General features: G+C 66.3%; 19 protein-coding genes. 12 read left to right on the forward strand and 7 right to left on the reverse strand.

Annotated features, from left to right (window positions below; translation table 11 throughout):
* The first annotated feature begins 28 nt into the window (after nt 1-28).
* From glpD to glpK, 8 genes are all read left to right on the forward strand, one after another.
* Nucleotides 29-1,597 (forward strand): glycerol-3-phosphate dehydrogenase, encoded by a 1,569-nt coding sequence (gene glpD, locus J2Y49_RS29870; RefSeq protein ID WP_310119218.1) that lies wholly within the window; start codon nt 29-31, stop codon nt 1,595-1,597.
* Nucleotides 1,594-2,697, forward strand: coding sequence for an ABC transporter ATP-binding protein (locus J2Y49_RS29875; RefSeq protein ID WP_310119219.1), 1,104 nt, complete (start codon nt 1,594-1,596; stop codon nt 2,695-2,697). The genes glpD and J2Y49_RS29875 overlap by 4 nt, the downstream gene beginning before the upstream one ends.
* Nucleotides 2,698-2,711: 14 nt before the next feature.
* Nucleotides 2,712-3,788: an ABC transporter ATP-binding protein gene (locus tag J2Y49_RS29880; protein ID WP_310119220.1), complete on the forward strand. Its 1,077-nt coding sequence runs from the start codon at nt 2,712-2,714 to the stop codon at nt 3,786-3,788.
* Nucleotides 3,789-3,801: 13 nt separating this feature from the next.
* Nucleotides 3,802-4,677 carry a sugar ABC transporter permease gene (locus J2Y49_RS29885; protein WP_310119221.1) on the forward strand — a complete coding sequence of 292 codons (876 nt, stop codon included), beginning with the start codon at nt 3,802-3,804 and terminating at the stop codon, nt 4,675-4,677.
* Nucleotides 4,678-4,745: 68 nt separating this feature from the next.
* Nucleotides 4,746-5,543, forward strand: a complete 798-nt coding sequence (locus J2Y49_RS29890; protein WP_149223055.1) for a carbohydrate ABC transporter permease — start codon at nt 4,746-4,748, stop codon at nt 5,541-5,543.
* Nucleotides 5,544-5,558: 15 nt separating this feature from the next.
* Entirely contained in the window at nt 5,559-5,837 is a 279-nt protein-coding gene (locus tag J2Y49_RS29895; protein ID WP_310119223.1) for a DUF2160 domain-containing protein, read from the forward strand.
* A 108-nt stretch (nt 5,838-5,945) separates the two neighbouring features.
* A complete protein-coding gene (locus tag J2Y49_RS29900; protein WP_310119224.1) occupies nt 5,946-7,709 on the forward strand; it encodes an ABC transporter substrate-binding protein in 1,764 nt (587 codons plus the stop codon).
* Nucleotides 7,710-7,848: 139 nt separating this feature from the next.
* Entirely contained in the window at nt 7,849-9,342 is a 1,494-nt protein-coding gene (gene glpK / locus J2Y49_RS29905; RefSeq protein ID WP_310119225.1) for a glycerol kinase GlpK, read from the forward strand.
* Between the two features lie 102 nt (nt 9,343-9,444).
* Here the strand turns inward: glpK and J2Y49_RS29910 are convergent, their stop codons facing one another.
* From J2Y49_RS29910 to J2Y49_RS29920, 3 genes are all read right to left on the reverse strand, one after another.
* A complete protein-coding gene (locus J2Y49_RS29910) occupies nt 9,445-11,070 on the reverse strand; it encodes a 3-(methylthio)propionyl-CoA ligase (RefSeq protein ID WP_310119228.1) in 1,626 nt (541 codons plus the stop codon).
* The gene (locus J2Y49_RS29915) at nt 11,055-11,516 is read right to left on the reverse strand and encodes a MerR family DNA-binding transcriptional regulator (protein WP_310119229.1); all 462 of its coding nucleotides are present in this window, start codon (nt 11,514-11,516) and stop codon (nt 11,055-11,057) included. Before J2Y49_RS29915 ends, J2Y49_RS29910 begins: the two co-directional genes overlap by 16 nt.
* A gap of 90 nt (nt 11,517-11,606) precedes the next feature.
* Complete coding sequence (locus tag J2Y49_RS29920) at nt 11,607-13,295, reverse strand: methyl-accepting chemotaxis protein (protein WP_310119230.1); 1,689 nt, start codon at nt 13,293-13,295, stop codon at nt 11,607-11,609.
* 807 nt (nt 13,296-14,102) lie between these two features.
* Here J2Y49_RS29920 and J2Y49_RS29925 point away from each other — a divergent pair.
* The 3 genes from J2Y49_RS29925 (at nt 14,103) to J2Y49_RS29935 (ending at nt 17,033) form a co-directional block, all read left to right on the forward strand.
* On the forward strand, nt 14,103-14,723 hold the full coding sequence (locus tag J2Y49_RS29925; protein ID WP_310119233.1) for a class I SAM-dependent methyltransferase: 621 nt from the start codon (nt 14,103-14,105) through the stop codon (nt 14,721-14,723).
* Nucleotides 14,724-14,833: 110 nt separating this feature from the next.
* Nucleotides 14,834-15,673, forward strand: a complete 840-nt coding sequence (locus J2Y49_RS29930) for a uroporphyrinogen-III synthase (RefSeq protein ID WP_310119234.1) — start codon at nt 14,834-14,836, stop codon at nt 15,671-15,673.
* Between the two features lie 193 nt (nt 15,674-15,866).
* Entirely contained in the window at nt 15,867-17,033 is a 1,167-nt protein-coding gene (locus J2Y49_RS29935; RefSeq protein WP_310119235.1) for a cytochrome c peroxidase, read from the forward strand.
* 55 nt (nt 17,034-17,088) lie between these two features.
* Here the strand turns inward: J2Y49_RS29935 and J2Y49_RS29940 are convergent, their stop codons facing one another.
* The 4 genes from J2Y49_RS29940 to J2Y49_RS29955 all read right to left on the reverse strand — a co-directional run bounded on the left by J2Y49_RS29940 (nt 17,089) and on the right by J2Y49_RS29955 (nt 20,372).
* Nucleotides 17,089-17,259 (reverse strand): hypothetical protein, encoded by a 171-nt coding sequence (locus tag J2Y49_RS29940; protein WP_310119237.1) that lies wholly within the window; start codon nt 17,257-17,259, stop codon nt 17,089-17,091.
* Nucleotides 17,260-17,464: 205 nt separating this feature from the next.
* The gene (locus J2Y49_RS29945; RefSeq protein ID WP_310119239.1) at nt 17,465-18,022 is read right to left on the reverse strand and encodes a hypothetical protein; all 558 of its coding nucleotides are present in this window, start codon (nt 18,020-18,022) and stop codon (nt 17,465-17,467) included.
* A 203-nt stretch (nt 18,023-18,225) separates the two neighbouring features.
* Nucleotides 18,226-19,704 carry a cytochrome c oxidase accessory protein CcoG gene (ccoG, locus tag J2Y49_RS29950; RefSeq protein WP_310119241.1) on the reverse strand — a complete coding sequence of 493 codons (1,479 nt, stop codon included), beginning with the start codon at nt 19,702-19,704 and terminating at the stop codon, nt 18,226-18,228.
* Nucleotides 19,705-19,946: 242 nt separating this feature from the next.
* Nucleotides 19,947-20,372, reverse strand: coding sequence for a YqaA family protein (locus J2Y49_RS29955; protein ID WP_310119242.1), 426 nt, complete (start codon nt 20,370-20,372; stop codon nt 19,947-19,949).
* A 228-nt stretch (nt 20,373-20,600) separates the two neighbouring features.
* On the opposite strand from J2Y49_RS29955, the gene J2Y49_RS29960 reads away from it, so the two are divergent.
* Nucleotides 20,601-22,538: a PAS-domain containing protein gene (locus tag J2Y49_RS29960; protein ID WP_310119244.1), complete on the forward strand. Its 1,938-nt coding sequence runs from the start codon at nt 20,601-20,603 to the stop codon at nt 22,536-22,538.
* Nucleotides 22,539-22,582 lie beyond the last annotated feature (44 nt).

The raw sequence follows: 22,582 nt of genomic DNA on the forward strand, positions 1-22,582 counted from the left end.
GGAACCGGCGCGGTACGGAGAGGAACTCATGGCAAACGAGTCCGCAGTTACCGACCTTCTGATCGTCGGCGGCGGCGTGAACGGGGCGGGCATCGCCCGCGACGCGGTCGGGCGCGGGATGTCGGTGGTGCTGTGCGAACAGGGCGACCTTGCGGGCGCCACCTCGTCGGCCAGCACCAAGCTGATCCATGGCGGCCTGCGCTATCTCGAATATTACGAATTCCGTCTGGTGCGCGAAGCGCTGCAGGAGCGCGAGGTGCTTTTGCGCGCCGCTCCGCACATCATCTGGCCGATGCGCTTTGTCCTGCCCCATGACAGCAGCATGCGCCCGGCCTGGATGGTGCGCATCGGCCTGTTCCTTTACGATCATTTGGGAAAGCGCAAGCTGCTGCCGGGCTCGCACGGTGTCGACCTGACCAGTTCGCCGGCCGGAAGGCCGCTGTCGGGCGGCTTCACCAAGGCGTTCGAATATTCGGACTGCTGGGTGGAGGACAGCCGGCTGGTCGTGCTGAACGCGATGGACGCGAAGACCCGTGGGGCGGAGATCCTGACCCGCACCCGCTGCGACAAGGCCGAACGCCGCAATGGCTTGTGGGAAGCGACGTTGGTCGACGTGAACACGGGCGCCGCCCGCGTGGTCCGCGCCCGCGCGCTGGTCAATGCCGCCGGCCCCTGGGTGCGGGAGATGATCGCCAAGCGCACCGGCGTCACCGTCGACAAGTCGGTGCGACTGGTGAAGGGCAGCCACATCGTCGTTCGCAAGATGTTCGAAGGCGAACACGCCTACATCTTCCAGAACGACGACCGCCGCATCGTCTTCGCCATCCCGTACGAACGTGATTTCACCCTGATCGGCACCACGGACCTCGATTATTCGGGCGATCCCGGTGCGGTGGCGATCGCCCCTGAGGAAATCACCTACATGTGCCGGGCGGTGTCGCGCTATTTCGCGAATCCCGTGCGCGAAAGCGATGTGGTTTGGACCTACAGCGGTGTCCGCCCGCTGTTCGACGACGCCAGCGGCAACGCCTCGGCGGTCACCCGCGATTATGTGCTGGAGATGGACGAGCCGGCCGGCGAGGCGCCGATGCTGTCGATTTTCGGCGGCAAGATCACCACCTTCCGACGGCTGGCGGAGGAGGCGACGGAGAAGCTGGGCCGGGCGCTGGGCAAGGAGGGCGTTACTTGGACGGCTGACGCGCCGCTTCCGGGCGGCGACATCGCCGACGCCGATTTCGCCGGCTTCCTGGCCGGTCTGAAGCGGCGCCGGCCCTGGCTACCGGAGGCGCTGGCCAACCGGCTGGCGCGGGCCTACGGCACGCGGGTCGACCGGCTGCTGGGCGACGCCAAGGGGCTGGACGGCCTGGGCATCGATTTCGGGGGCGGCGTCTTTGAAGCCGAACTCGACTACGCCATGCGGGAGGAATTCGCCATGTCCGGCGACGACTTCCTGTGGCGGCGCTCCAAACTTGGGCTGCACCTGGACGCAAATGTCCGGGAAGCCATCGGCGGCTGGTTCGACCGGCGCCGCGAAGCAACGGCCAACAGGGACACGGGGGAAAGCTCCGGCCTGCGGTCGATGGGAGGATTGCGGTGACACTCACACTGGAAGGCGTGGCGAAGCGCGTCGGCGCCGAGCAGCATCTCCACCCCCTGTCGCTGGAACTGCAACCCGGCAGCTTCAACGTCCTGCTGGGGCGGACGCTGGCCGGCAAGACGACGCTGATGCGGCTGATGGCCGGGCTGGACAAGCCGACCGCCGGGCGCGTGCTGGAGAACGGCAAGGACGTGACCGGCGCGTCGGTGCGCCATCGCGACGTGGCGATGGTCTATCAGCAGTTCATCAACTACCCGGCGATGACGGTCTACGAGAACATCGCCTCGCCGCTGCGCCGCCAGGGCAAGGACAAGGCGGAGATCGACGCCAAGGTGCGCGGCACCGCCGCCATGCTGCGGATCGACCCTTACCTTGATCGGCTTCCGGCCGAACTGTCGGGCGGCCAGCAACAGCGCTGCGCCATCGCCCGCGCGTTGGTCAAGGGCGCCGGCCTGCTTCTGCTGGACGAACCGCTGGTCAACCTGGACTACAAGCTGCGCGAGGAGCTGCGCGCCGAGTTGCGGGACATCTTCGCCGACGGCAAGACCACGGTGGTCTACGCCACCACCGAACCGCAGGAGGCGCTGATCCTCGGTGGCAGCGTCACGGTCCTGCATGAGGGGCGGATGCTGCAGACCGGGCTGACCGGCACCGTGTTCCATGCCCCCGTCTCGCTGGAATGCGCCGCGGTGTTCAGCGACCCGCCGATGAACGTGGTGGACGCGATCCTGACCAACGACCGGGTTGCGCTGTCCGACGGCACCAGCCTGCCGCTGTCGGCCCATGACCGCAACCTGCCGGCCGGACCCTGCAAGGTCGGCATCCGCGCCAACCACCTGACGGTCCTGCGCCGGAACGAGCGGCTGGTGCCGATCAAGGGGCGGGTGGAACTGTCGGAGATCAGCGGGTCGGAGACCTTCATCCACCTGCACCATGGCGGCACCACGCTGATCGCGCGTGAGGACGGGGTGCACAGCCATCCCATCGGCAGCGAGATTCAGGTCTATGCCGATCCCGACCGCATCTTCGTCTTCTCCACCGCCGGGCAACTGGTGGCGGCACCCAACTGGCGGCGCGGCGCGCTGCGCAACATCGCTTAAGGGAGGCGGGAGCGATGGCGACCATCCAATTCGACAATCTCGGCCACTCCTACCACCCGCACCCCACCCGGCCTGAGGACTACGCGCTGCGCCGGCTGTCGCAGGAATGGGAGGACGGCAAGGCCTATGCGCTGCTGGGGCCGTCGGGCTGCGGCAAGTCCACGCTGCTGAACATCATCTCCGGCCTGCTGGTGCCCAGCGAGGGGCGGGTGCTGTTCGACGGGCTGGACGTGACCCGCTGTACCCCCGAAGAGCGCAACATCGCCCAGGTGTTCCAGTTCCCGGTGATCTACGACACCATGACGGTGTACGAGAATCTCGCCTTCCCCCTGCGCAACCGCAAGGTTCCGGCCGCGGATGTCGACCGCCGGGTTCGGCAGGTGGCGGAGGCGCTGGACCTGACCGCCGACCTGAAGAAACGCGCCCAGCGCCTGACGCCGGACGCCAAGCAGAAGATCTCCATGGGCCGCGGTCTGGTACGCTCAGACGTTGCGGCGATCCTGTTCGACGAGCCGCTGACCGTCATCGACCCGCACACCAAGTGGATCCTGCGGCGCAAGCTGCGCCAGATCCATGAGGAATACCGGCTGACCATGATCTACGTGACCCACGACCAGGTGGAGGCGCTGACCTTCGCCGACAAGGTCGCGGTGATGTACGAAGGCGCCATGGTCCAGCTCGGCACCCCGCAGGAGCTGTTCGAGAACCCGCTGCACACCTTCGTCGGCTATTTCATCGGCAGTCCCGGCATCAACCTGATGCCCTGCACACTGGGCAACGATCACGCGCTGGTCGATGGAATCTCCATCCCGCTGCCGGACCGTGCCGTTCCGGCGGTCGGCGGCAAGTTCGAGCTGGGCATCCGCCCGGAATTCCTGGAGTTGACGCGCAGTGGCAGCGCCGGCGCCATTCCGGTGCAGGTCACCGGAGTGGACGACCTCGGCACCTCCAAGCTGGCGACGGTGCGTCTGGGCTGCCACACGTTGAAGGCCCGGCTGAGCGAGGAGCAGGAAATCCCGGCGCTCGACGCCGCCATCCGTTTCCCCACCCGGTGGACCAAGCTCTACCGCGACAGCCATCTGGTCGGTTAAGGAGCCAAGAGCCATGGATAAGGTCCAGGACAACCGGGCTTGGTTCCTCATCATCCCGGTCTTTCTGATCGTCGCCTTCAGCGCGGTGATTCCGCTGATGACGGTGGTCAATTATTCGGTGCAGGAGATCTTCGGCCCCGGCCAGACCTTCTTCGTCGGCACCGAATGGTTCTCCGCGGTGCTGGCCGACGAGCGGCTGCACGACGCGCTGATCCGCCAGATCATCTATTCGCTGGCGGTGCTGGCGATCGAGATCCCGCTGGGCATCCTGATCGCGCTCGGCATGCCCGGCGGTCGCAGCGCCAAGACGTCGTTGACGCTGGTGCTGCTGGCCCTACCGCTGCTGATCCCGTTCAACGTGGTCGGCACCATCTGGCAGATCTTCGGCCGCGGCGACATCGGCCTCCTGGGCGCCACCTTCCGCGCCATCGGCATCGACTACAACTACACCAACAACTCGGTCCACGCCTGGCTGACCGTGCTGGTCATGGACGTCTGGCACTGGACCAGCCTGGTGGCGCTGCTGTGCTACGCCGGCCTGCAGTCGATCCCGCCGGCCTTCTATCAGGCCGCCAAGATCGACGGCGCCTCCAAATGGGCGGTGTTCCGCTACATCCAGCTGCCGAAGATGCGCGGCGTCCTGATCATCGCGGTGCTGCTGCGCTTCATGGACAGCTTCATGATCTACACGGAGCCCTTCGTGCTGACCGGCGGCGGTCCCGGCAACTCCACCACCTTCCTCAGCCAGTATCTGACGCAGATGGCGGTGGGTCAGTTCGACATCGGCAAGGCCGCGGCCTTCTCCATCGTCTACTTCCTGATCGTGCTGCTGTTCAGCTTCATCTTCTACACCATCATCACCCGCACCGGCGAGGGAGAGAAGAAATGAGCAAGGCCGCGGTTCTCGCTCCCGGTTCGCTGAGTGCGCCGGCAAACATCCGCCGATCCTCGGCACGGGTGTCGAACAGGACGATCATTCTCGTCTGCTACATCGTCTTTCTCATGCTGCCCATCTATTGGATGGTCAACATGTCCTTCAAGACGAACGAGGAGATCCTGTCGGGGCTGACGCTGTACCCGCACAACCCGACGCTGCGCAATTACGCCGTCATCTTCACCGATCCCAGCTGGTACAGCGGCTACATCAACTCGATCTACTATGTGACGCTGAACACCATCATCTCGCTGACGGTGGCCCTGCCGGCGGCCTATGCCTTCTCGCGCTACCGCTTCATCGGCGACAAGCACGTCTTCTTCTGGCTGCTGACCAACAAGATGGCGCCGCCGGCCGTGTTCCTGCTGCCCTTCTTCCAGCTCTACCAGACGGTCGGGCTGTTCGACACGCACATCGCGGTGGCGCTGGCCCACTGCCTGTTCAACGTGCCGCTGGCGGTCTGGATCCTGGAAGGCTTCATGTCAGGCGTGCCGCGCGAGATCGACGAGATGGCCTACATCGACGGCTACAGCTTCCCGCGTTTCTTCGGCACGGTGTTCCTGCCGATGATCCGGGCCGGCGTCGGCGTCACCGCCTTCTTCTGCTTCATGTTCAGCTGGGTCGAGCTTCTGCTGGCCCGCACGCTGACCTCGGTCGACGCCAAGCCGATCGCCGCCACCATGACCCGCACCGTCAGCGCGTCGGGCATGGACTGGGGCCTGCTGGCCGCCGCCGGCGTGCTGACCATCCTGCCGGGCGCGCTCGTGATCTGGTTCGTCCGCAACTACATCGCCAAGGGCTTCGCCCTGGGTCGCGTCTGAGGGAGGCCCCGCGTCATGGATATGGAATGGATGGCGTGGACCACGCCGACCGCAATCTTCTTCGTCTGCATCGCCCTGATGCTGGCCGGCATGACGGTGTGGGAGGTGGTGTCGCCGACGGTGGAGGCCAAGGGCTTCCTGCCGATGCGCACCACCCGCGGCGACCGCCTGTTCATCGGCCTGCTCAGCAGCGCCTTCATCCATCTGGGATGGCTCGCCGCGACCGACGTGTCGCTGTGGGGAGCCTTCGCCGTCTCGCTCGCGTGGATCGCAATCGTGATCCGCTTCGGCTGAGGGAACAGGGTTTTCAAGGGATCCGCCGTCCCTGCTGAGGCCGGGGCGCGAGGGTAAGAGCAAAACGAAACGTCAACCCGACATCAAGTCGATCATGTGGGAGGAACCATGCTTCAGCACCAGACTCTGCGGCGCCGTCTGACCGGCGCGGTGATGGCCGGCGGCATCGGCGTTCTGCTGGCGATGGGATCGGCCGCGCCGTCCGCCGCCATGACGCCGGAACAGGAAACCGTCGCCAAGCGCATCATCGAGGAACTCCAGCCCTCCACGCTGTCCAAGGACGAGCAGATGAAGGAGCTGGAATGGTTCGTGAAGGCGGCCGAGCCCTTCAAGGGCATGGAGATCAACGTCGTCTCCGAAACCATCACCACGCACGAATATGAATCGAAGACGCTGGCCCGCCTGTTCAGCGAGCTGACCGGCATCCGGCTGAAGCATGACCTGATCCAGGAAGGCGACGTCATCGAGAAGCTGCAGACGCAGATGCAGTCGGGACGCAACGTCTACGACGCCTACGTCAACGACAGCGACCTGATCGGCACCCATGTCCGCTACGGCCAGGCGGTCGCCCTGTCCGACTTCATGGCGGGCGAGGGCAAGGACGTCACCCTGCCGACGCTGGACCTCAAGGACTTCATCGGCACCAGCTTCACCACCGGTCCGGACGGCAAGCTCTACCAGCTGCCCGACCAGCAGTTCGCCAACCTCTACTGGTTCCGCGCCGACTGGTTCGCCCGCCCCGACTTGAAGGAGAAGTTCAAGGCCAAGTACGGCTACGAACTGGGCGTCCCGCTGGACTGGTCGGCCTATGAGGACATCGCCGAGTTCTTCACCAACGACGTGAAGGAGATCGACGGCGTCCGCGTCTACGGTCACATGGACTACGGCAAGAAGGACCCGTCGCTCGGCTGGCGCTTCACCGACGCGTGGCTGTCGATGGCCGGCGCCGGCGACAAGGGCCTGCCGAACGGCAAGCCGGTGGACGAGTGGGGTCTCCGCGTCGAGGGCTGCCGGCCGGCCGGCGCCTCCGTCAAGCGCGGCGGCGACACCAACGGCCCGGCCTCGGTCTACGCCCTGACCAAGTATATCGACTGGCTGAAGAAATACGCGCCGCCGCAAGCCTCGGGCATGACCTTCTCCGAATCCGGCCCGGTGCCGGCCCAGGGCAACGTCGCGCAGCAGATCTTCTGGTACACCGCCTTCACCGCCGACATGACCAAGCCGGGCCTGCCGGTGGTCAACGCCGACGGCACGCCGAAGTGGCGCATGGCCCCCTCGCCGCACGGCCCTTACTGGGAAGAGGGCATGAAGCTGGGCTACCAGGACGTCGGCTCCTGGACGCTGCTGAAGTCCACCCCGCTGGAACGCCGCAAGGCCGCCTGGCTCTATGCCCAGTTCACCGTGTCGAAGACCGCGTCGCTGAAGAAGACGCTGGTCGGCCTGACGCCGATCCGCGAGAGCGACATCAACTCGGAGCCGATGACCGCCGCCGCCCCGAAGCTGGGCGGCCTGGTCGAGTTCTACCGCAGCCCGGCCCGTGTTTCGTGGTCGCCGACCGGCACCAACGTGCCGGACTACCCGAAGCTGGCGCCGCTGTGGTGGCAGAACATCGCCGAGGCGGTCACGGGTGAGCGTACCCCGCAGCAGGCGATGGACAACCTCGCCAGCCAGATGGAGCAGGTGCTGTCCCGCATGGAGCGCGCCAAGATCGGCGGCGAGTGCGCCCCACAGCTGAACAAGGAAGAGGACGCCAAGGTCTGGTTCGACAAGCCGGGCGCTCCGAAGGCCAAGCTGGACAACGAGAAGCCCAAGGGCGAGACCATTGCCTATGACGACCTGCTGAAGGCCTGGAAGGAAGGCCGCGCCCGCTGATAGCGGCTGCGGCGACGGGTTCTCACCCCGGCATTCGTCCTGGTTGAGCCGGAGGTGACCCTGGGGCGGCGGCATTCCTTCGAAAGGCTGTCGCCGCCCCTTTCTTATCAAGCACAAGAAATCACGAGGGAACGCATCCATGAGCAAGGCCGGCCATATCCTCGCCATCGACCAGGGCACCACCTCGTCGCGGGCGATCCTGTTCGACGGCCGTGGGACTCCGCTGGCCGAGGCGCGGCGCGAGTTTCCGCAGCATTACCCCGGCGATGGTTGGGTGGAGCATGACCCGGCCGACATCCTGCGCGACGTCCGCGCGGTGGCGCGCGGGGCGGTGGAGAAGGCGGGGGTCGATGTCGCGTCCATCGCCGCCATCGGCATCACCAACCAGCGCGAGACCGCCGTGGTGTGGGACCGCGCGACCGGCGAACCGATCCACCGCGCCATCGTCTGGCAGGACCGCCGCACCGCGTCGCTCTGCCACGATCTGGTGGCCGCCGGCCATGCCGAACTGGTGCGCTCCAAGACCGGCCTGCTGATCGACGCCTATTTCTCCGCCACCAAGATCGCCTGGATCCTCGACCATGTTCCGGGCGCCCGTGCGCGGGCCGAGCGTGGCGAACTGTGCTTCGGCACCATCGACAGTTTCCTGATCTACCACCTGACCGGCCGCCGCGTGCATGCGACCGATGCGACCAACGCCTCGCGCACCATGCTGTTCGACATCCACGCCCAGGATTGGGACGACGAACTGCTGGCGCTGTTCCGCGTGCCGCGCGCCATGCTGCCGCGGGTGCTCGACAGCTCCGACGATTTCGGCGAGACCGACCCTGAACTGTTCGGCCGGCCGATCCCGATCGCCGGCGTGGCGGGCGATCAGCAGGCCGCAGCCTTCGGGCAGGCCTGCCTGACGCCGGGCATGGCGAAATCGACCTACGGCACTGGCTGCTTCGCGCTGATCAACACCGGTCAGACGCCGGTGGTGTCCAAGAACCGGCTGCTGACCACCGTCGCCTACCGGCTGAACGGGAAGACCGCTTATGCGCAGGAGGGCTCGATCTTCGTTGCCGGCGCCGCGATCAAATGGCTGCGCGACGGCATCGGCATCATCACCCATGCCAGCCAGACCGACGACATGGCCACCCGCGTGCCCGATAGCCACGGCGTCTATTTCGTCCCCGCCTTCGTCGGGTTGGGCGCGCCGCACTGGGATTCGGATGCCCGTGCCGCGATCTTCGGCATGACGCTGGATGTCGGCCCGGCCCACATCGCCCGCGCGGCACTGGAAGCGGTCGCCTTCCAGACCCGCGACCTGATGGAGGCGATGGCTGGCGACTGGGGCGGCACCATCAACGCGCTCCGCGTCGACGGCGGCATGGCGGCCAACGACTGGCTTTGCCAGTTCCTGGCCGACCTGCTGAACATGCCGGTCGAACGCCCGAAGGTGATCGAGACCACGGCGCTGGGCGCCGCCTGCCTCGCGGCCTTGCGGGTGGGCGTGTTCGACGGGCTGAATTCGGTCTCCGACGCCTGGGGCAGCGAGCGCCGCTTCGACCCCCGCATGGAGCAGGGCAAGCGCGACCGTCTCTATGGCGGCTGGCGCGACGCCGTGGCGCGGGTGCGGTCGGACCGCTGAGGACGGAACAGACGCACACTCCTCCCTCGGGTGCGTCCCCCCGCTTGCCGGCGGGGCACTGGGCCGGACGGTTCACGCCGTCCGGCCCGTTTTCTTCGCGGCTCACACCCCTTCAGGGTCGGTCAGCATGTGGCGGATCTCGCTCTTCAGCAGCTTGCCGGTGGCGGTGTGGGGCAGGCTGTCGACGAAGCGGACGTCGTCGGGGATGCACCATTTCGCGACCTTGCCATCGAAGACCGCCAGCAGTTCTTCGCGGGTGACGGCGGAGTCCGGCTTGCGCACCACCACCAGGACCGGGCGCTCGCCCCACTTCTCGTCAGGAACGGCGACGGCGGCGGCTTCCTGAACGCCGGCATGGCCGACGGCGATGTTCTCCAGGTCGATGGAGCTGATCCACTCGCCGCCCGACTTGATGACGTCCTTGGTTCGATCGACGATCTGGACATAGCCGTCGGCGTCCATCGTCACCACGTCGCCGGTCTCGAACCAGCCCGGAACCATCTGGTGGGCCGGGCTTTCGGTCACGCCGAAATAGCCGGAGCAGACGGTGGAGCCGCGCACCAGCAGCCGGCCGAAGCTGGTCCCGTCGCGGGCCACGTCGTTGCCGGAGCCGTCGACGACGCGGAACTGCACGCCGCAGATCGGCCGCCCCTGCTTGGAGGCCAGCGCCAGCGCATCGTCGGCGCTCAGCCCCGCATGCTTGCCCTTGGGCATGTTGGCGAGGCCGAGCGGGCTGGTTTCCGTCATGCCCCAGGCATGCAGAACCTCGACCCCCATCTCGCGGAAGCGCTGGATCATCACCGGCGGGCAGGCGGAGCCGCCGATGGCGATGCGGCGCATGGTCGTCAATTTCTTCTTGTTGGCGTCCAGCCAGTTCAGCAGGGCGAGCCAGACCGTCGGCACGCCGGCGGTGTTGGTGACCTTCTCGCTCTCGAACAACTCGTACAGGCTGGCGCCGTCCAGCTTGCCGCCGGGGAAGACCAGCTTGGCGCCGACCATCGGCGCGGCATATGGAACGCCCCAGGCGTTGACGTGGAACATCGGCACCACCGGCAGCACCACGTCCGCCGCCGACAGGCCGAACACGTCGGGCATGCAGGCGGCCATCGCGTGAAGGTAGGAGGAGCGGTGGCTGTACAGCACGCCCTTCGGGTTGCCGGTGGTGCCGGAGGTGTAGCACATGCCGCAGGCGGTGTTCTCGTCCAGCTCCGGCCAGTCGAAGCTGCCGGGCTGGTCGGCCAGCAGATCCTCGTAGCACAGCAGGTTGGGCAGGCTGGAGGTCGGCATGTTGGCCCGGTCGGTCATCACGACGATGCCCTTCAGCCCGCTCAACTCATGGGCGATGCCCTCCAGCAGCGGCACGAAGGTCAGGTCGGTGAAAAGCAGCCGGTCTTCGGCGTGGTTGACGATGTAGGCGATCTGCTCCGGGAACAGGCGCGGGTTGATGGTGTGGCAGACCATGCCCGAGCCGCCGATGCCGTAATAGCATTCCAGATGGCGGTAGCCGTTCCAGGCCAGCGTGCCGATGCGGTCGCCCGGCTTCATCCCCAGCGCCGCCAGGGCGTTCGCCAGCTTCTGCGCGCGGACCCAGGCGTCGGCATAGGTGTAGCGGTGGATCGGCCCCTCGGTGGTGCGCGACACGATCTCGGTGTCGGCGTGGTAGAGCGCCGCATGACGCAGGATCGAGGTCACCAGCAGCGGCTCGTTCATCATCATTCCACGCAGCATCGTTTCACTCCCGGTTCGTTTCTCTTCTGTGTGGGCATATTCTGCATCGGGTCTTCGTCAGGCATGCAGGTGGCGAGCCGCCCCTCGGCGTCGGCCTCCATCGCCTTCAGTTCGACGATCACCTCGGCGATTTCCGACTGCATCCGTTCAAGCTCGGCCAACCGGGTGCGGATCTTCCGCAACCCGTCGCGATACTGCCCGGCACTGGGCCGCCCCGAGCGGTAATGGGCGAGATAATCGGCGATCTGCTCCAGCGAGAATCCCACCCGCCGGAACTTCAGGATCAGGATCAGCCGCGCGCGGTCGCGGTAGGTGAAGACACGGCGTCCCCCCGCCCGCTGCGGCGTCAGCAGCCCCTTTTCCTCGTAAAAGCGCAACGCCTGCGGCGTGAGATCGAACTCCGCCGCCAGTTCCGTCACGCCGTAAACCCGATCCCGTTCGGACATTGACAATCCCCCGCGCCAGCGGATTTCGCCACGGGCGCAGGGGGAAGTCAACGTCAATGAACTAAAGCGCGCTTTAGGCGAGCGGGATCGTCACCCGGCGCGGACCTGGGTCAGGAAGCGGTCCACCTCGTGGCTCAGCGTGTCCGTGTGGCTGGACAGCTGGCGGACGGAGGTCAGGACTTCGTAGGCGACCTTGCCGCTCTGGCTGGCGGCCTGGTTGACGCCGCCGATGCTGTCGGAAACGGTCTGCGTGCCCTGGGCTGCCTGCTGGATGTTGCGGCTGATCTCGCGGGTCGCGGCCCCCTGTTCCTCGACCGCCGACGCGATGGAGGTGGCGACCTCGTTGATGTGGCCGATGACGCGGACCACCTCCTGCAACTCTCCCACCGCCTCGCCGGTCATCGACTGGATGTCGGCGACCTGGACCGCGATGTCGTCGGTCGCCTTCGCCGTCTGGTTGGCGAGCGCCTTCACCTCGCTGGCGACCACGGCGAAGCCCTTGCCGGCCTCCCCGGCACGCGCGGCTTCGATGGTGGCGTTGAGTGCCAGCAGGTTGGTCTGGCTGGCGATGGAGTTGATCAGTTCCACCACTGCGCCGATTCGCTGCACCGCCTGGGCCAGCCCATCGACCTTGCCGTTGGCGCGCTCCGCGATACCGACGGCCTCGCGGGCGATTTCCGAGGATTGGCCGACCTGCCGGCTGATCTCGCCGATCGAACTGGTCAGTTCCTCCGTCGCGGCGGCGACGGTCTGGACATTGGCGGAGGTCTGTTCCGTCGTCACGGCGACGTCGCTGGCCAGCCGGCCGGTCTGATCCGCCGCCTGTGTCACGGCGCTGGCGCGGCTTTCCATCCCGGCGGCTTCCTCGACCACCGCATGGATGACGCCGCCCACCGCCTGTTCGAACCGGTCGGCCAGTTCGGCGACGGCCCGCTGCTTGTCGGCTTCTGCGCGGCGGGCCTGCTCGGCCTGTTCGGATTCGAGCCGCTGCTTGGCCAGGGCATTCTCCTTGAACACCTGCGTGGCGCGGCTCATGTCGCCAAGCTCGTCGCCGCGGCTGGTTTCGGGGAAGGCGACGGTCAGGTCGCCATCGGCCATGGCATGCATGCGGTCGGCCAGCGAGCGGATGGTGGTGCTGATGTTGTGCCCGACCAGTGCCAGCAGCACGATGGCCGGCAGGGCGAGGCCTGCGATGACGCCGAGCAGTGTCCAGAGCTGCGACAGGAACGCGGTCCACAGATCGTCGATGAAGACGCCGGTGCCGATGAAGATCCGCCAGGGTTCGAACCCCTTCACATAGGCCAGCTTCACCGCCGTCTCGGTGCCGCCGACCGTGCGCGGCCAATCATAGGCGTAGGTCCCTTCGCCCCTGGTCTTGACGATGCCGATCAGCGCCGGGATGACCGGCACCCCGGCCGCATCCTTGATGCCGGAGACATCCTTGCCCATCAGGGCCTTGTTGACATGGGCGAAGCCGACATTGTCGTAGTTGTGCGCGAAAAGATACTCCTCCCCGCTGTAGCGGATGGCGAGGAAGGCATCCTTGAAGCGGGCCTGCGCCTCGTCGCGGGACAGGCGTCCGGCCACGACGTCGCCTTCGAAGCGGGCCGCCATGCTGTGTCCCGCCTCGACCATGAAACGCAGGGCTTCCACGCGGTCCTGATACATGCGGTTGTAGCTGAGATAAAGTCCGGCGCCCGCGATCGCCATGCAGGCGAGGCTGGCAGTTGCCACCAGCATCAGCAGCTTCGCGCGGATGGAAAGAGAAGATTTGGTCATTGACCACCACCTTTCGGCGTATTGCAGTCGCCTTGTCGTGCAGAGTGTCGTTCGGGAAATTGTTGCCTGAATATTGAACGGAATGCTTATCGAGGGGCCGCGATACGGTGTCGCATAGGGATATGGTACGCAGGCAACATCGAATTTCAGGTATTTGATTCGATTTGTAGAGATGCTCTGCTCGTGCTTGCACTGGTTTTCGCTTCTGCTCGCCCGTCGCGAAAGTTGGCACAACCCTTGGTCTCTGGCGGAGATTGCGCATCTTGCCGCTGAGAATAGCCCCTCTCCTCTCGAGGGAGAGGGGTTGGGGTGAGGGGGAAAAAGCGACCTTCCGCTCGCCGCCGGCGCCAACCCCTTGCGGTCCACCACATGGAGCGCCGCCGCCCCGGCGGTAAGCGCCCCAACAAGCCAATGCCGTGACCGCAGCCAGTGCCGCGACGAGAAACGCCAGCCTGCGGCGGCGCAGCGGACAGGTGGAGACGGTGGCGGCCATCCTCCGTCTAGGGGACTGCAGAGGCGATGCTATCCAGTGCCGTTTCCCGTCGGGAAGGAACACTGGGAGCAGGAGAATTGCCTTCGAGCAATCGGGCGATTTTCCTTGAATGAACGATCAATCAAAAACGGCAAGAGCAATCGACCAAATGGATAGGCCAAATGAATGGGCCGTCGCGTGGCGACATTGAGCTGGTTTTGTTGTTTGCGTCACTTTCATGAAGCTCCAAACACGGCTATGGTGCGCTCCTGCCGGCTTGGGCTTGACCTTTGAAAATTACCCGGCATCGGGATCGAGAGAGGGGAAACAGGATCATGGACGCCGATTCCATTCGTGCCGCCTACCGCCGCTATGCGGGTTTCTACGACAAGGTATTCGGGGTGCTTCTGGCGTCCGGCCGGCATGCGGCGGTGGAGTGGCTGAACCGGCGCGGGAACCTGCGGATCCTGGAGGTCGGCGTCGGCACCGGCCTGTCGCTTTCCGACTACCGCAAGGATAACCGCGTCGTCGGCATCGACCTGTCCACCGACATGCTGAAGGTCGCGCAGGAGCGGGTGGAGCGCGAGAAGCTCGACAATGTCGAAGGGCTGCTGGAGATGGATGCCGGCAAGCTGGCCTTCGCCGACGGCAGCTTCGACGTGGTGGTCGCCATGTATGTCATGACCGTCGTCCCCGACCCCCAGGGCACGATGGCGGAGTTGGAGCGCGTCTGCAAACCGGGCGGCGACATCGTGATCGTCAACCACTTCGCCGCTCCCCGCCCGGGTGTCCGCCGTGCGGTGGAGGGCTGGCTGTCGCCGCTGTCGAAGAAGCTGGGCTGGCGGCCCGACTTCACTCTGGACGCAATGATGAACGGATCGCGGCTGGCCGTGGAAAGCATCCGCACCCTGCCGCCCTTCGGGCTGTTCAGCCTGCTGCATTGCCGGCGGGGGTAGAGGGCGCCGTCGGCAGTGGTGGTGGCCGTGGCGGTCCAACCTGCGTGACCGCCCCCGTCGCCTGCTGTTAGTCTCGCCGTGACCACACCGGCGATCAGGGGAGCAGTGCCATGGCCGAACAGGGCGGAGATCTGGCGGGGAAGCGGATTCTGGTGCCGGAAAGCCGGGATCTCGACCTGTTCGCCGGCATGATGGAACAGCATGGGGCGGAGGCCATCCGCTGCCCGATGGTCAAGATCCTGGATCTCGACGACCCGGCGCCGGCCCGTGCCTGGCTGGACCGGCTGCTGACCGAAGGCTTCGACGACATCGTGCTGCTGACCGGCGAAGGGCTGCGGCGGCTGATGACGGTCGCCCGCGCCATGGACCGCGAGGCCGACGTGGTCGCCGCCATCGGCCGGGCGCGTGTCTTCGTCCGTGGGCCGAAGCCGGTCAAGGCGCTGCGGGAGATTGGCTGCAGCCCGTTCAAATCCGCCCCCGCCCCGACCACGGACGGCGTCATCGCCATGCTGTCGGAGGAGGACCTGACCGGCCGCCGCGTCGGCATCCAGCTCTACCCCGACAACCCGAACGAGCCGCTGCTGGAGGCTGTGCGGGCGCGCGGCGGCACGCCGGTGGCGGTCACGCCCTACCGCTATGCCAATGATTCAGAGACCGGAGCGGTGCAGACCGCCATCCGTGACATGGCGGCCGGGCGGATCGACTTCGTCGCCTTCACCGCCTCGCCCCAGGTGCGGCGCCTGCACGAGGTGGCGGAGGCCTGCGGCCTTGCCGACGAGTTCCGCCAGGGCTTCGCCAGAACCCGGATCGCCGCCGTCGGCCCGGTGGTTGCCGAGGCGGTGGAGACGGCGGGCGGGACCGTCGCGGTGTCCCCGGAATCGACCTTCCACATGAAACCGCTGGTCAATGCCATCCGCCGTCTGCTGACGGACGGGGCGGGGGCCAGATAGGTCCGGCGGGAGGGGGGCAGGGGGCGGGCAGGGGGGTGGCAGGACAGCGACCTTTCGCCCCACCCTCCCTATGCGCGGTCTTATTGATAACAATTCTCACTCTCGCTTAACCTTTGACGCGCAGTGTTGGCGCCGACCGCCGGGGTATTCCCCGTGGCCGGCCCCGTGGCCGGCCGTTGCCAGGAGCGTCGTCATGTCCGTCACCATTCTTCCCCTGCCTCGTCGCGCGCTCGCGCTGGTGCTTCTGTCGGCCGGAATCGCCGGGGGTGGGGCCGCGTTCGCGACGGATCTGCCGACGAAGGAAAAGCTGGGGGAGGCGCTGTTTTCCGACCACAATTTGTCGGCCAACCGCACCCAGGCCTGCGCCGACTGCCACAATCCCGATTTCGGCTTCGCCGATCCGCGCACCGGCGGCGCAGGCGGGGCGGCATCGGTCGGCGACAACGGCAAGTCGGTGGGCGACCGCAATGCGCCGACGGCAAGCTATGCGGCCTTCACGCCGGCCTTCCACATCACCGCGGACGGCAAGGCAGTCGGCGGACAGTTCTGGGACGGCCGCGCCGCGACCTTGAAGGATCAGGCCGGCGGTCCGCCGCTGAACCCGGCCGAGATGGGGCTGACCTCCAAGGTGCAGGCGCGCGAAAGGCTGGCCGAGAATCCCGATTACGCCCGCGCCTTCGTGGCGCTCTATGGTGCCGGCGTGCTCGACGATGCGGAGCGGGCCTATGATGCGATGAGGGACAGCCTCGCCGCCTTCGAGAAGACCGACCGCTTCGCGCCTTTCGATTCGAAATACGACCGCCATCTGCGCGGCGAATACAAGATGACGGCTGAGGAGGATTTGGGCATGACCCTGTTCTTCTCCACCCAGTTTACCAACTGCAACCAGTGCCACAAGCTGAAACCGATGCCGGCCGCGGCCGGGGAGATGTTCACCAACTACGAACACCACAACATCGGCGTGCCGGCGAACCCGGCCCTGCGCGAGGCGTCGGGCAAGCCGGCGAACTTCGCCGACCGCGGCTTGCGCGACAACCCTGGGGCGGCCAAACCTGCTTTCGAGGGAAAGTTCAAGACCCCGAGCCTGCGCAACGTGGCCGTGACCGGTCCCTACATGCACAACGGCGTCTTCAAGGATCTGGAGACGGTGGTCCGCTTCTACGACCACTACAACAACCGCACGGAAAAGGCGGCGATCAACCCGGAGACCGGCAAGCCCTGGGGTCCGCCCGAGGTGGCGGCGAACCTGTCGAAAAAGGAACTGGAATCGGGCCCGGCGCTCGATACCCGCCGCGTCAAGGCGCTGGTCGCCTTCATGAAGACGCTGACCGACGCCAGGTACGAGCATCTGCTGAAGTGACGTGTCGGGGAGAGGCTGGGGTGGGCCTCTCCCAGCCGCCCTTTCAGCCGCCCCTTCAGCCGCCGATGTCGATCCGGTAAAGCTCCAGATCCAGCAGTTCCATCGTCATCCGGCGGCGACCGGCCGTCTTGCGGGCGCTCAGCTTGCGGGCCAGTGGCCGGCTGAGCCAGGCTGTGCGGGCGCGGTCGATCAGGGCGGTGCAGCGATGGGACAGTCTGGCGTTCATGGCTGGTCAGCTTTCTCGCACGGGATGTCGGGATCGGCGGTTCGATAGGGTAGCGGCAGGCTCCTGTGAGCGGTTGCAGTAAGAATGTCGTGGCACTGTGACGGTTTCTATCGCCCGAAGGTTTGGTCCATAGGCCATAGGGCAGGGTTTTCGCCCATTTTTCCCTTATCTTCGACCAAAGAAGGAGGGGTAAAGAAGGAGGGGATCACATCACCACGCCGACCAGCCGCCGCAGCGCGTCGCGCGCGTCGCCGTCCAGAACCGGCATCCCGCCGCGGGCGTCCAGCATGTAGGCGCCGGGATCGGACAGCGTGCGCATGGCGAATCCGACCACGGCCGGCGGATCGGTACCGAGCGGCTGCGATTCGTAGACGGGGGTGAAGCTGCAGCCGGCGAGCAGCGCGCGGATCATCAGCGCCTCGTCGGAGGATGCGCCGGCTGCCGGGGTGTTGATGCCGAACAGCAGCCGTTCCGCCTCCGCCTCCGTCACCAGCCCGCGTTCCAGAAGGATGTCCACCATGGCGGAACTGGTCATCACCGGCGCGGCACGTCCCTTCCAGCAGAAGCGGCCGTCGTCCCAGCCGACGTCGAGGCTGCGGAAGATCATGTGCGGTTCGCCGCCGCCCGGCGCGCCGGCGACGATGTAATTGACCCGCAGCAGGCCGTTCCAGCCACCCGCCGGGGCGACGATGCTGGACACGCCGCCCCGCGTCAGGCGCAGGTAGGTGTCGTTGATCCCCGATGGTTCGAAATCGAAAAGCATGGCCTGTTCACCTCGCTGCCGGCAGGCGGGCCCGGATTCCCGATTGCCCAGCCCTCGTTCGCTGAGTCAGGTGAGTGGCGGCTTGGCTTGCGCAAACTGCCCATGCGGGTGCACTCCCTTTGCGCAGAAATGCGAAAGGCGGTAGGCCGATCCGCCGGCCACCGCCTTTCGACTCCGCGCCAAGGGAGAGTTTCCGTGACGGACTACTGGTTGGCCGGCCCCATGAACACGCTGTCGCGGCTGTTCTTTTCAGCGGTCACGGTGTCGGACAGTTGGAAGGTCAGCGGCAGCGAGGTGGCGGTGACTTCCCCGCGGGGGGCCGTCACATAGACGCGGTAGGTGGCGACGCTGTCCGGCTCCGCCGAGATGGTGGCGGTATGGGCGGCGGTCTCCGGTTCCGCTTCGCCGATCACCTTGATGTCGGCAGCGGACAGGCCGACGACGCTGAGGGTGTAGGACCGGTTCTGGCGGGTCTTGTTGGCGACCTTGAAGGTGTAGGCGTTGCGGATCGACCCGTCCGACAACGTCACGAACAGGGGGGCGCGGTCGCGCAGGACGGTGATGTTCAGGCTGGGACGCAGCGCGAAGCTCCAGGCCATGGCGCCGCCGATGACCAGCATCAGCAGGGCGTAGACGATCACGCGGGGACGGATCAGGCGCCATTGATAGGTCTTGCCGGACGCGCGGGTGTCCTGCGCCGCCAGCGAATCAAAGGCGATCAGGCGGGTGGGAAGGCCCTGCTGGATCATGATGGTGTCGCAGGCGTCGACGCACAGGCCGCAATTGATGCAGTCGGCCTGTTCCCCGGTGCGCACGTCGATCCCCATCGGGCAGACCTGGACGCATTGGCCGCAGTCGATGCAGTCGCCGAAGCCCTGGGTGCGCCGCTCGTCCCAGCTCTGCGACTTGCGCTTGGGACCACGGTTGTCGCCGCGGTCGGCCTGATAGGTGACGACCAGCGAATGTTCGTCCAGCATCGCGGTCTGGATGCGCGGCCACGGGCACATGTACATGCACATCTGCTCGCGCGTCCAGCCGGCCATGACGTAGGTCATGCCGACGAAGATGCCGAAGAAGGACGTCGCCTCGTAGCTGGCCTGGAAGGTAGCCAAGTCGTGCAGCAGGGTCGGGGCGTCGGTGAAGTAGGCGAGGAAGCCGAAACCGGTGACGAGGCTGAGCGCCATCCAGCCTGCATGCTTGCCCGCCTTGCGCAGGATTTTGCGCATGGTCCAGGGCTGCTTTTCCATACGGATGCGTTCCGCCCGGTCGCCTTCGAAGACACGCTCGATCCAGACGAACAGGTCGGTCCACACCGTATGCGGACAGGCGAAGCCGCACCAGACACGCCCTGCCAGCGCAGTCGTCAGGAACAGGCCCAGCGCCGCCACGATCAGGATGCCGGTGAGATAGTAGATCTCCTGCGGCCAGATCTCGATCCAGAACAGGAAGAAGCGCGGCGCCGTCAGATCGAACAGGACCGCCTGGGCCGGAGCTTCGGGCCCGCGTTCCCACCGGATCCAGGGGGCGATGAAGAACAGCACCAGAAGAACGGAGAAGGTCACGGTTTTCAGGCGGCGATAGAGGCCCTTGACCGATTTGGGGTGAATCGTCTTATGGCTTTCGTACAGCGGAACCTTGGCTGGTTGGGCTGATCCCTGCTGAACGATGCTTCCGTCTGGCATGTCGATGCGCCTGATTTCCGATTCCACGTTGGCGCGGAGCATAGTCGACCACCAGTACGGCGCGTTTGACCTCTGTCAAACTGCACCGATATTTTGAAAAGCCCCTGCTTTCCTGAGGCCTTCCGCCGGTTCGAAGGATCCGCGGTCCGGGTTCCGTTAATACTGTGCAGCCACCGTCGCCGACAAGCCCATTATTGCGCCTGATATGGGGGCATGATATACAATACTAATACTATACTGTATTAAAAAGCGACTATCAGTGCAACGTACCGACCGAGCTTGCCGATCGTGACCAGCAGCAGGAACACGCGCAGGTCGACGCGCAGGATGCCGGCGACCAGGGTCAGCGGGTCGCCGATGAAGGGGACCCAGGCCAGCAGAAGCGACCAGACGCCGAAGCGCTGGTACCATCCGGTGGCCCGTTCCACCAGACGGCGCGACACCGGGAACCAGCGGCGGTCCTGGAAGTGCATCAGATAACGGCCGAGAGCCCAGTTGACCGTCGATCCCGCCACGTTCCCGGTGGTCGCCACCAGAATCAGGAGTCCGTCGTGATAGTTGCCCGAAGAATGCAACCCGGCCAACAGAAGCTCCGACTGGGCGGGAAAAATCGTCGCGGCCGCCAGCGCCACAAGGAACAGACTGCCGTAGGCCGCGACGTCCGACATCGTGCAATTCCTTTCCCGGCCAACGGTTTGCCTGTTACGCTTCGCTGTCTGGCGCAGGATTAGGCGTCGGGTGGACGTAAAATCAAGGGGTTCATCGGCGGCGTCCGGCGGGTGCGGCTGCGTGATGGCCCTTGCCCGGCAACCGTCAAGGGACAAGAATGGGGCCGCGAACCGCGCCGCGTGTTCGGCCGGCGGCTTTTGCTCGCCGGCTATCGCGATGGTCATCGCATGCAGGCCGAATTGGCGGTGGGAGAAGGCACGCGCATGGGGGAAACCGGGTTCGCCCGCTTCGACGCCGACGAACGTCTGGTCTGGACCAATGCCGCCTTCGCGGCCCGGTTCGCCGTGCCTCCCGCTGGAACGCCCGATGCGCCGTTCCATGCGACGCTCGACGCGCTTCTCGCCGGTCTTCTCGGGCTGTCCGGGATCGACGACCTGCGCCGCGGCCATGCCGTGACGCGGGTGTTCCCTGACGGCGCCACGGTCACTCTGGCGCTTGGTGCGGGCGCGCCGGGGGAAAGCCTGCTGACGGCCATCGAGACTGCCGGCCGGGCGGAAATCCCGTCGGAGCGGGAACCCTGGGCGAAGACCAGCCTCGTCCTCGACTGTCTCAGCCAGGGCGTGATGGCCTTCGACCACGACCTGCGGCTGGTCGCGTGGAACCGGCGCGTGCTGGAGCTGCTTTTCATCGACCCGGATTTCCCGCGCTATGCCCAGCCCTACGAGACCGTGGTGCGCCACATCGCGGAGCAGGGCGGCTATGGCCGCGGCGACGTGGACGATCTGGTGGCGCAGCGGCTGGACTACATCCGCAACGCGTCCTGGCCCTTCTACAACGAGCGGGTGCGGCCCGACGGCGTGGTCATCGAAACGGTGACCCTGCCGCTGCCGGACGGCGGCTTCGTCACCACCTACACCGACATCACCCAGCGCAAGCAGGCCGAACGGGAACTGGCCGCCAGCCGCGAACTGTTCGAACTGGCGATCCGCGCCGCGCGGGAGGGCATCTCGCAATGGGACCTGCGCACGGGCGAGGTGTGGTTCTCCCCGCAATGGTGGGGCCTGCTGGGCTATGGCGAGACCGAGATGGAGAACGGCCGCCGCCGCTGGGAAGAGCTGATCCACGCCGACGACCGCGCCGCCGCGCTGGAAATGGTGACGGAACTGGCATCCGGCCGGCGTTCTGAAAGCCGGTTGCTGCAGCGGTTCCGCCACCGGTCGGGCGCGACGGTCTTCCTTGAGACCCGCGCACTGGCCGTGGCGGGCAGCGACGGCCGGACTTTCCGCATCGTCGGCTCCCACACCGACGTGACCGAGAGTGTCCGCGCGGCGGAAGCCGTCCGCGCCGCCAAGGAGGAGGCCGAGCGCGCCCTCCAGGATTTGAAGGACGCGCAGGTCCAGTTGATCCAGGCGGAGAAGATGGCCGCACTCGGCTCCCTCGTGGCCGGCGTGACGCACGAGATCAACACGCCGGTCGGCATCGCCCTGACCGGCGCCTCGCTGCTGGCGGAAAAGACGCGGAGCCTGCGCCGCCTGTTCGAAGCCGGTTCGCTGCGGCGCGGCGACTTCGCCGAATTCATCGACATTGCGGACGAAGCGACGCAGCTGATGCTGCTGAATGTCGAGCGCGCCACCCGCCTGATCCAGAGCTTCAAACAGATCGCCGTCGATCAGGCCAGCGAGGAACGCCGCGTTTTCGAACTGAATCACTATATTCACGAGGTCCTGCGCAGCCTGGGAATGCGCATCCGCCGCAGCGGACATGCCGTCGCCGTCCATTGCCCGGAAGACCTGATGCTGGACAGTTATCCCGGCGTCATCAGCCAGATCCTGACCAACTTCGTTATCAACTCCATCCTGCACGGCTACGATCCGGGCGTGCGCGGTCGGCTGACCGTAACGGTCACGCTGTCGGACGGGGAGGTGGAATTGGTCTTTGCCGACGACGGCCGAGGCATCCCGGCCGATTTGCACGGCCGGGTGTTCGAGCCCTTCTTCACCACCAGCCGCGACCGCGGCGGCAGCGGGCTGGGGCTGAACATCGTCTACACGCTGGTCACGCGCAGCCTGCGCGGGCGTTTGCGGCTGGACAGCGCACCGGGGGCCGGAACGGCCTTCACGCTGCGTTTCCCGCGCGTCACGCCGCCAGACCCACTGCCGCTGTAGCGGCGCGCGTCAGGCTTTTCAAAGTTCGGGATTTGAAAAGCTGG

Source organism: Azospirillum sp. BE72 (assembly GCF_031455875.1).
Taxonomy (GTDB): domain Bacteria; phylum Pseudomonadota; class Alphaproteobacteria; order Azospirillales; family Azospirillaceae; genus Azospirillum.

Coding starts and splice junctions, on each gene's coding strand:
- J2Y49_RS29935 (WP_310119235.1), top strand. CDS start 15,867: ATGTCCGTCACCATTCTTCCCCTGCCTCGTCGCGCGCTCGCGCTGGTG.
- J2Y49_RS29885 (WP_310119221.1), top strand. CDS start 3,802: ATGGATAAGGTCCAGGACAACCGGGCTTGGTTCCTCATCATCCCGGTC.
- glpD (WP_310119218.1), top strand. CDS start 29: ATGGCAAACGAGTCCGCAGTTACCGACCTTCTGATCGTCGGCGGCGGC.
- J2Y49_RS29920 (WP_310119230.1), bottom strand. CDS start 13,295: ATGACCAAATCTTCTCTTTCCATCCGCGCGAAGCTGCTGATGCTGGTG.
- J2Y49_RS29880 (WP_310119220.1), top strand. CDS start 2,712: ATGGCGACCATCCAATTCGACAATCTCGGCCACTCCTACCACCCGCAC.
- J2Y49_RS29910 (WP_310119228.1), bottom strand. CDS start 11,070: ATGCTGCGTGGAATGATGATGAACGAGCCGCTGCTGGTGACCTCGATC.
- J2Y49_RS29955 (WP_310119242.1), bottom strand. CDS start 20,372: ATGTCGGACGTCGCGGCCTACGGCAGTCTGTTCCTTGTGGCGCTGGCG.
- J2Y49_RS29960 (WP_310119244.1), top strand. CDS start 20,601: ATGCAGGCCGAATTGGCGGTGGGAGAAGGCACGCGCATGGGGGAAACC.
- J2Y49_RS29925 (WP_310119233.1), top strand. CDS start 14,103: ATGGACGCCGATTCCATTCGTGCCGCCTACCGCCGCTATGCGGGTTTC.
- ccoG (WP_310119241.1), bottom strand. CDS start 19,704: ATGCCAGACGGAAGCATCGTTCAGCAGGGATCAGCCCAACCAGCCAAG.
- J2Y49_RS29915 (WP_310119229.1), bottom strand. CDS start 11,516: ATGTCCGAACGGGATCGGGTTTACGGCGTGACGGAACTGGCGGCGGAG.
- J2Y49_RS29930 (WP_310119234.1), top strand. CDS start 14,834: ATGGCCGAACAGGGCGGAGATCTGGCGGGGAAGCGGATTCTGGTGCCG.
- J2Y49_RS29940 (WP_310119237.1), bottom strand. CDS start 17,259: ATGAACGCCAGACTGTCCCATCGCTGCACCGCCCTGATCGACCGCGCC.
- J2Y49_RS29945 (WP_310119239.1), bottom strand. CDS start 18,022: ATGCTTTTCGATTTCGAACCATCGGGGATCAACGACACCTACCTGCGC.
- J2Y49_RS29895 (WP_310119223.1), top strand. CDS start 5,559: ATGGATATGGAATGGATGGCGTGGACCACGCCGACCGCAATCTTCTTC.
- glpK (WP_310119225.1), top strand. CDS start 7,849: ATGAGCAAGGCCGGCCATATCCTCGCCATCGACCAGGGCACCACCTCG.
- J2Y49_RS29900 (WP_310119224.1), top strand. CDS start 5,946: ATGCTTCAGCACCAGACTCTGCGGCGCCGTCTGACCGGCGCGGTGATG.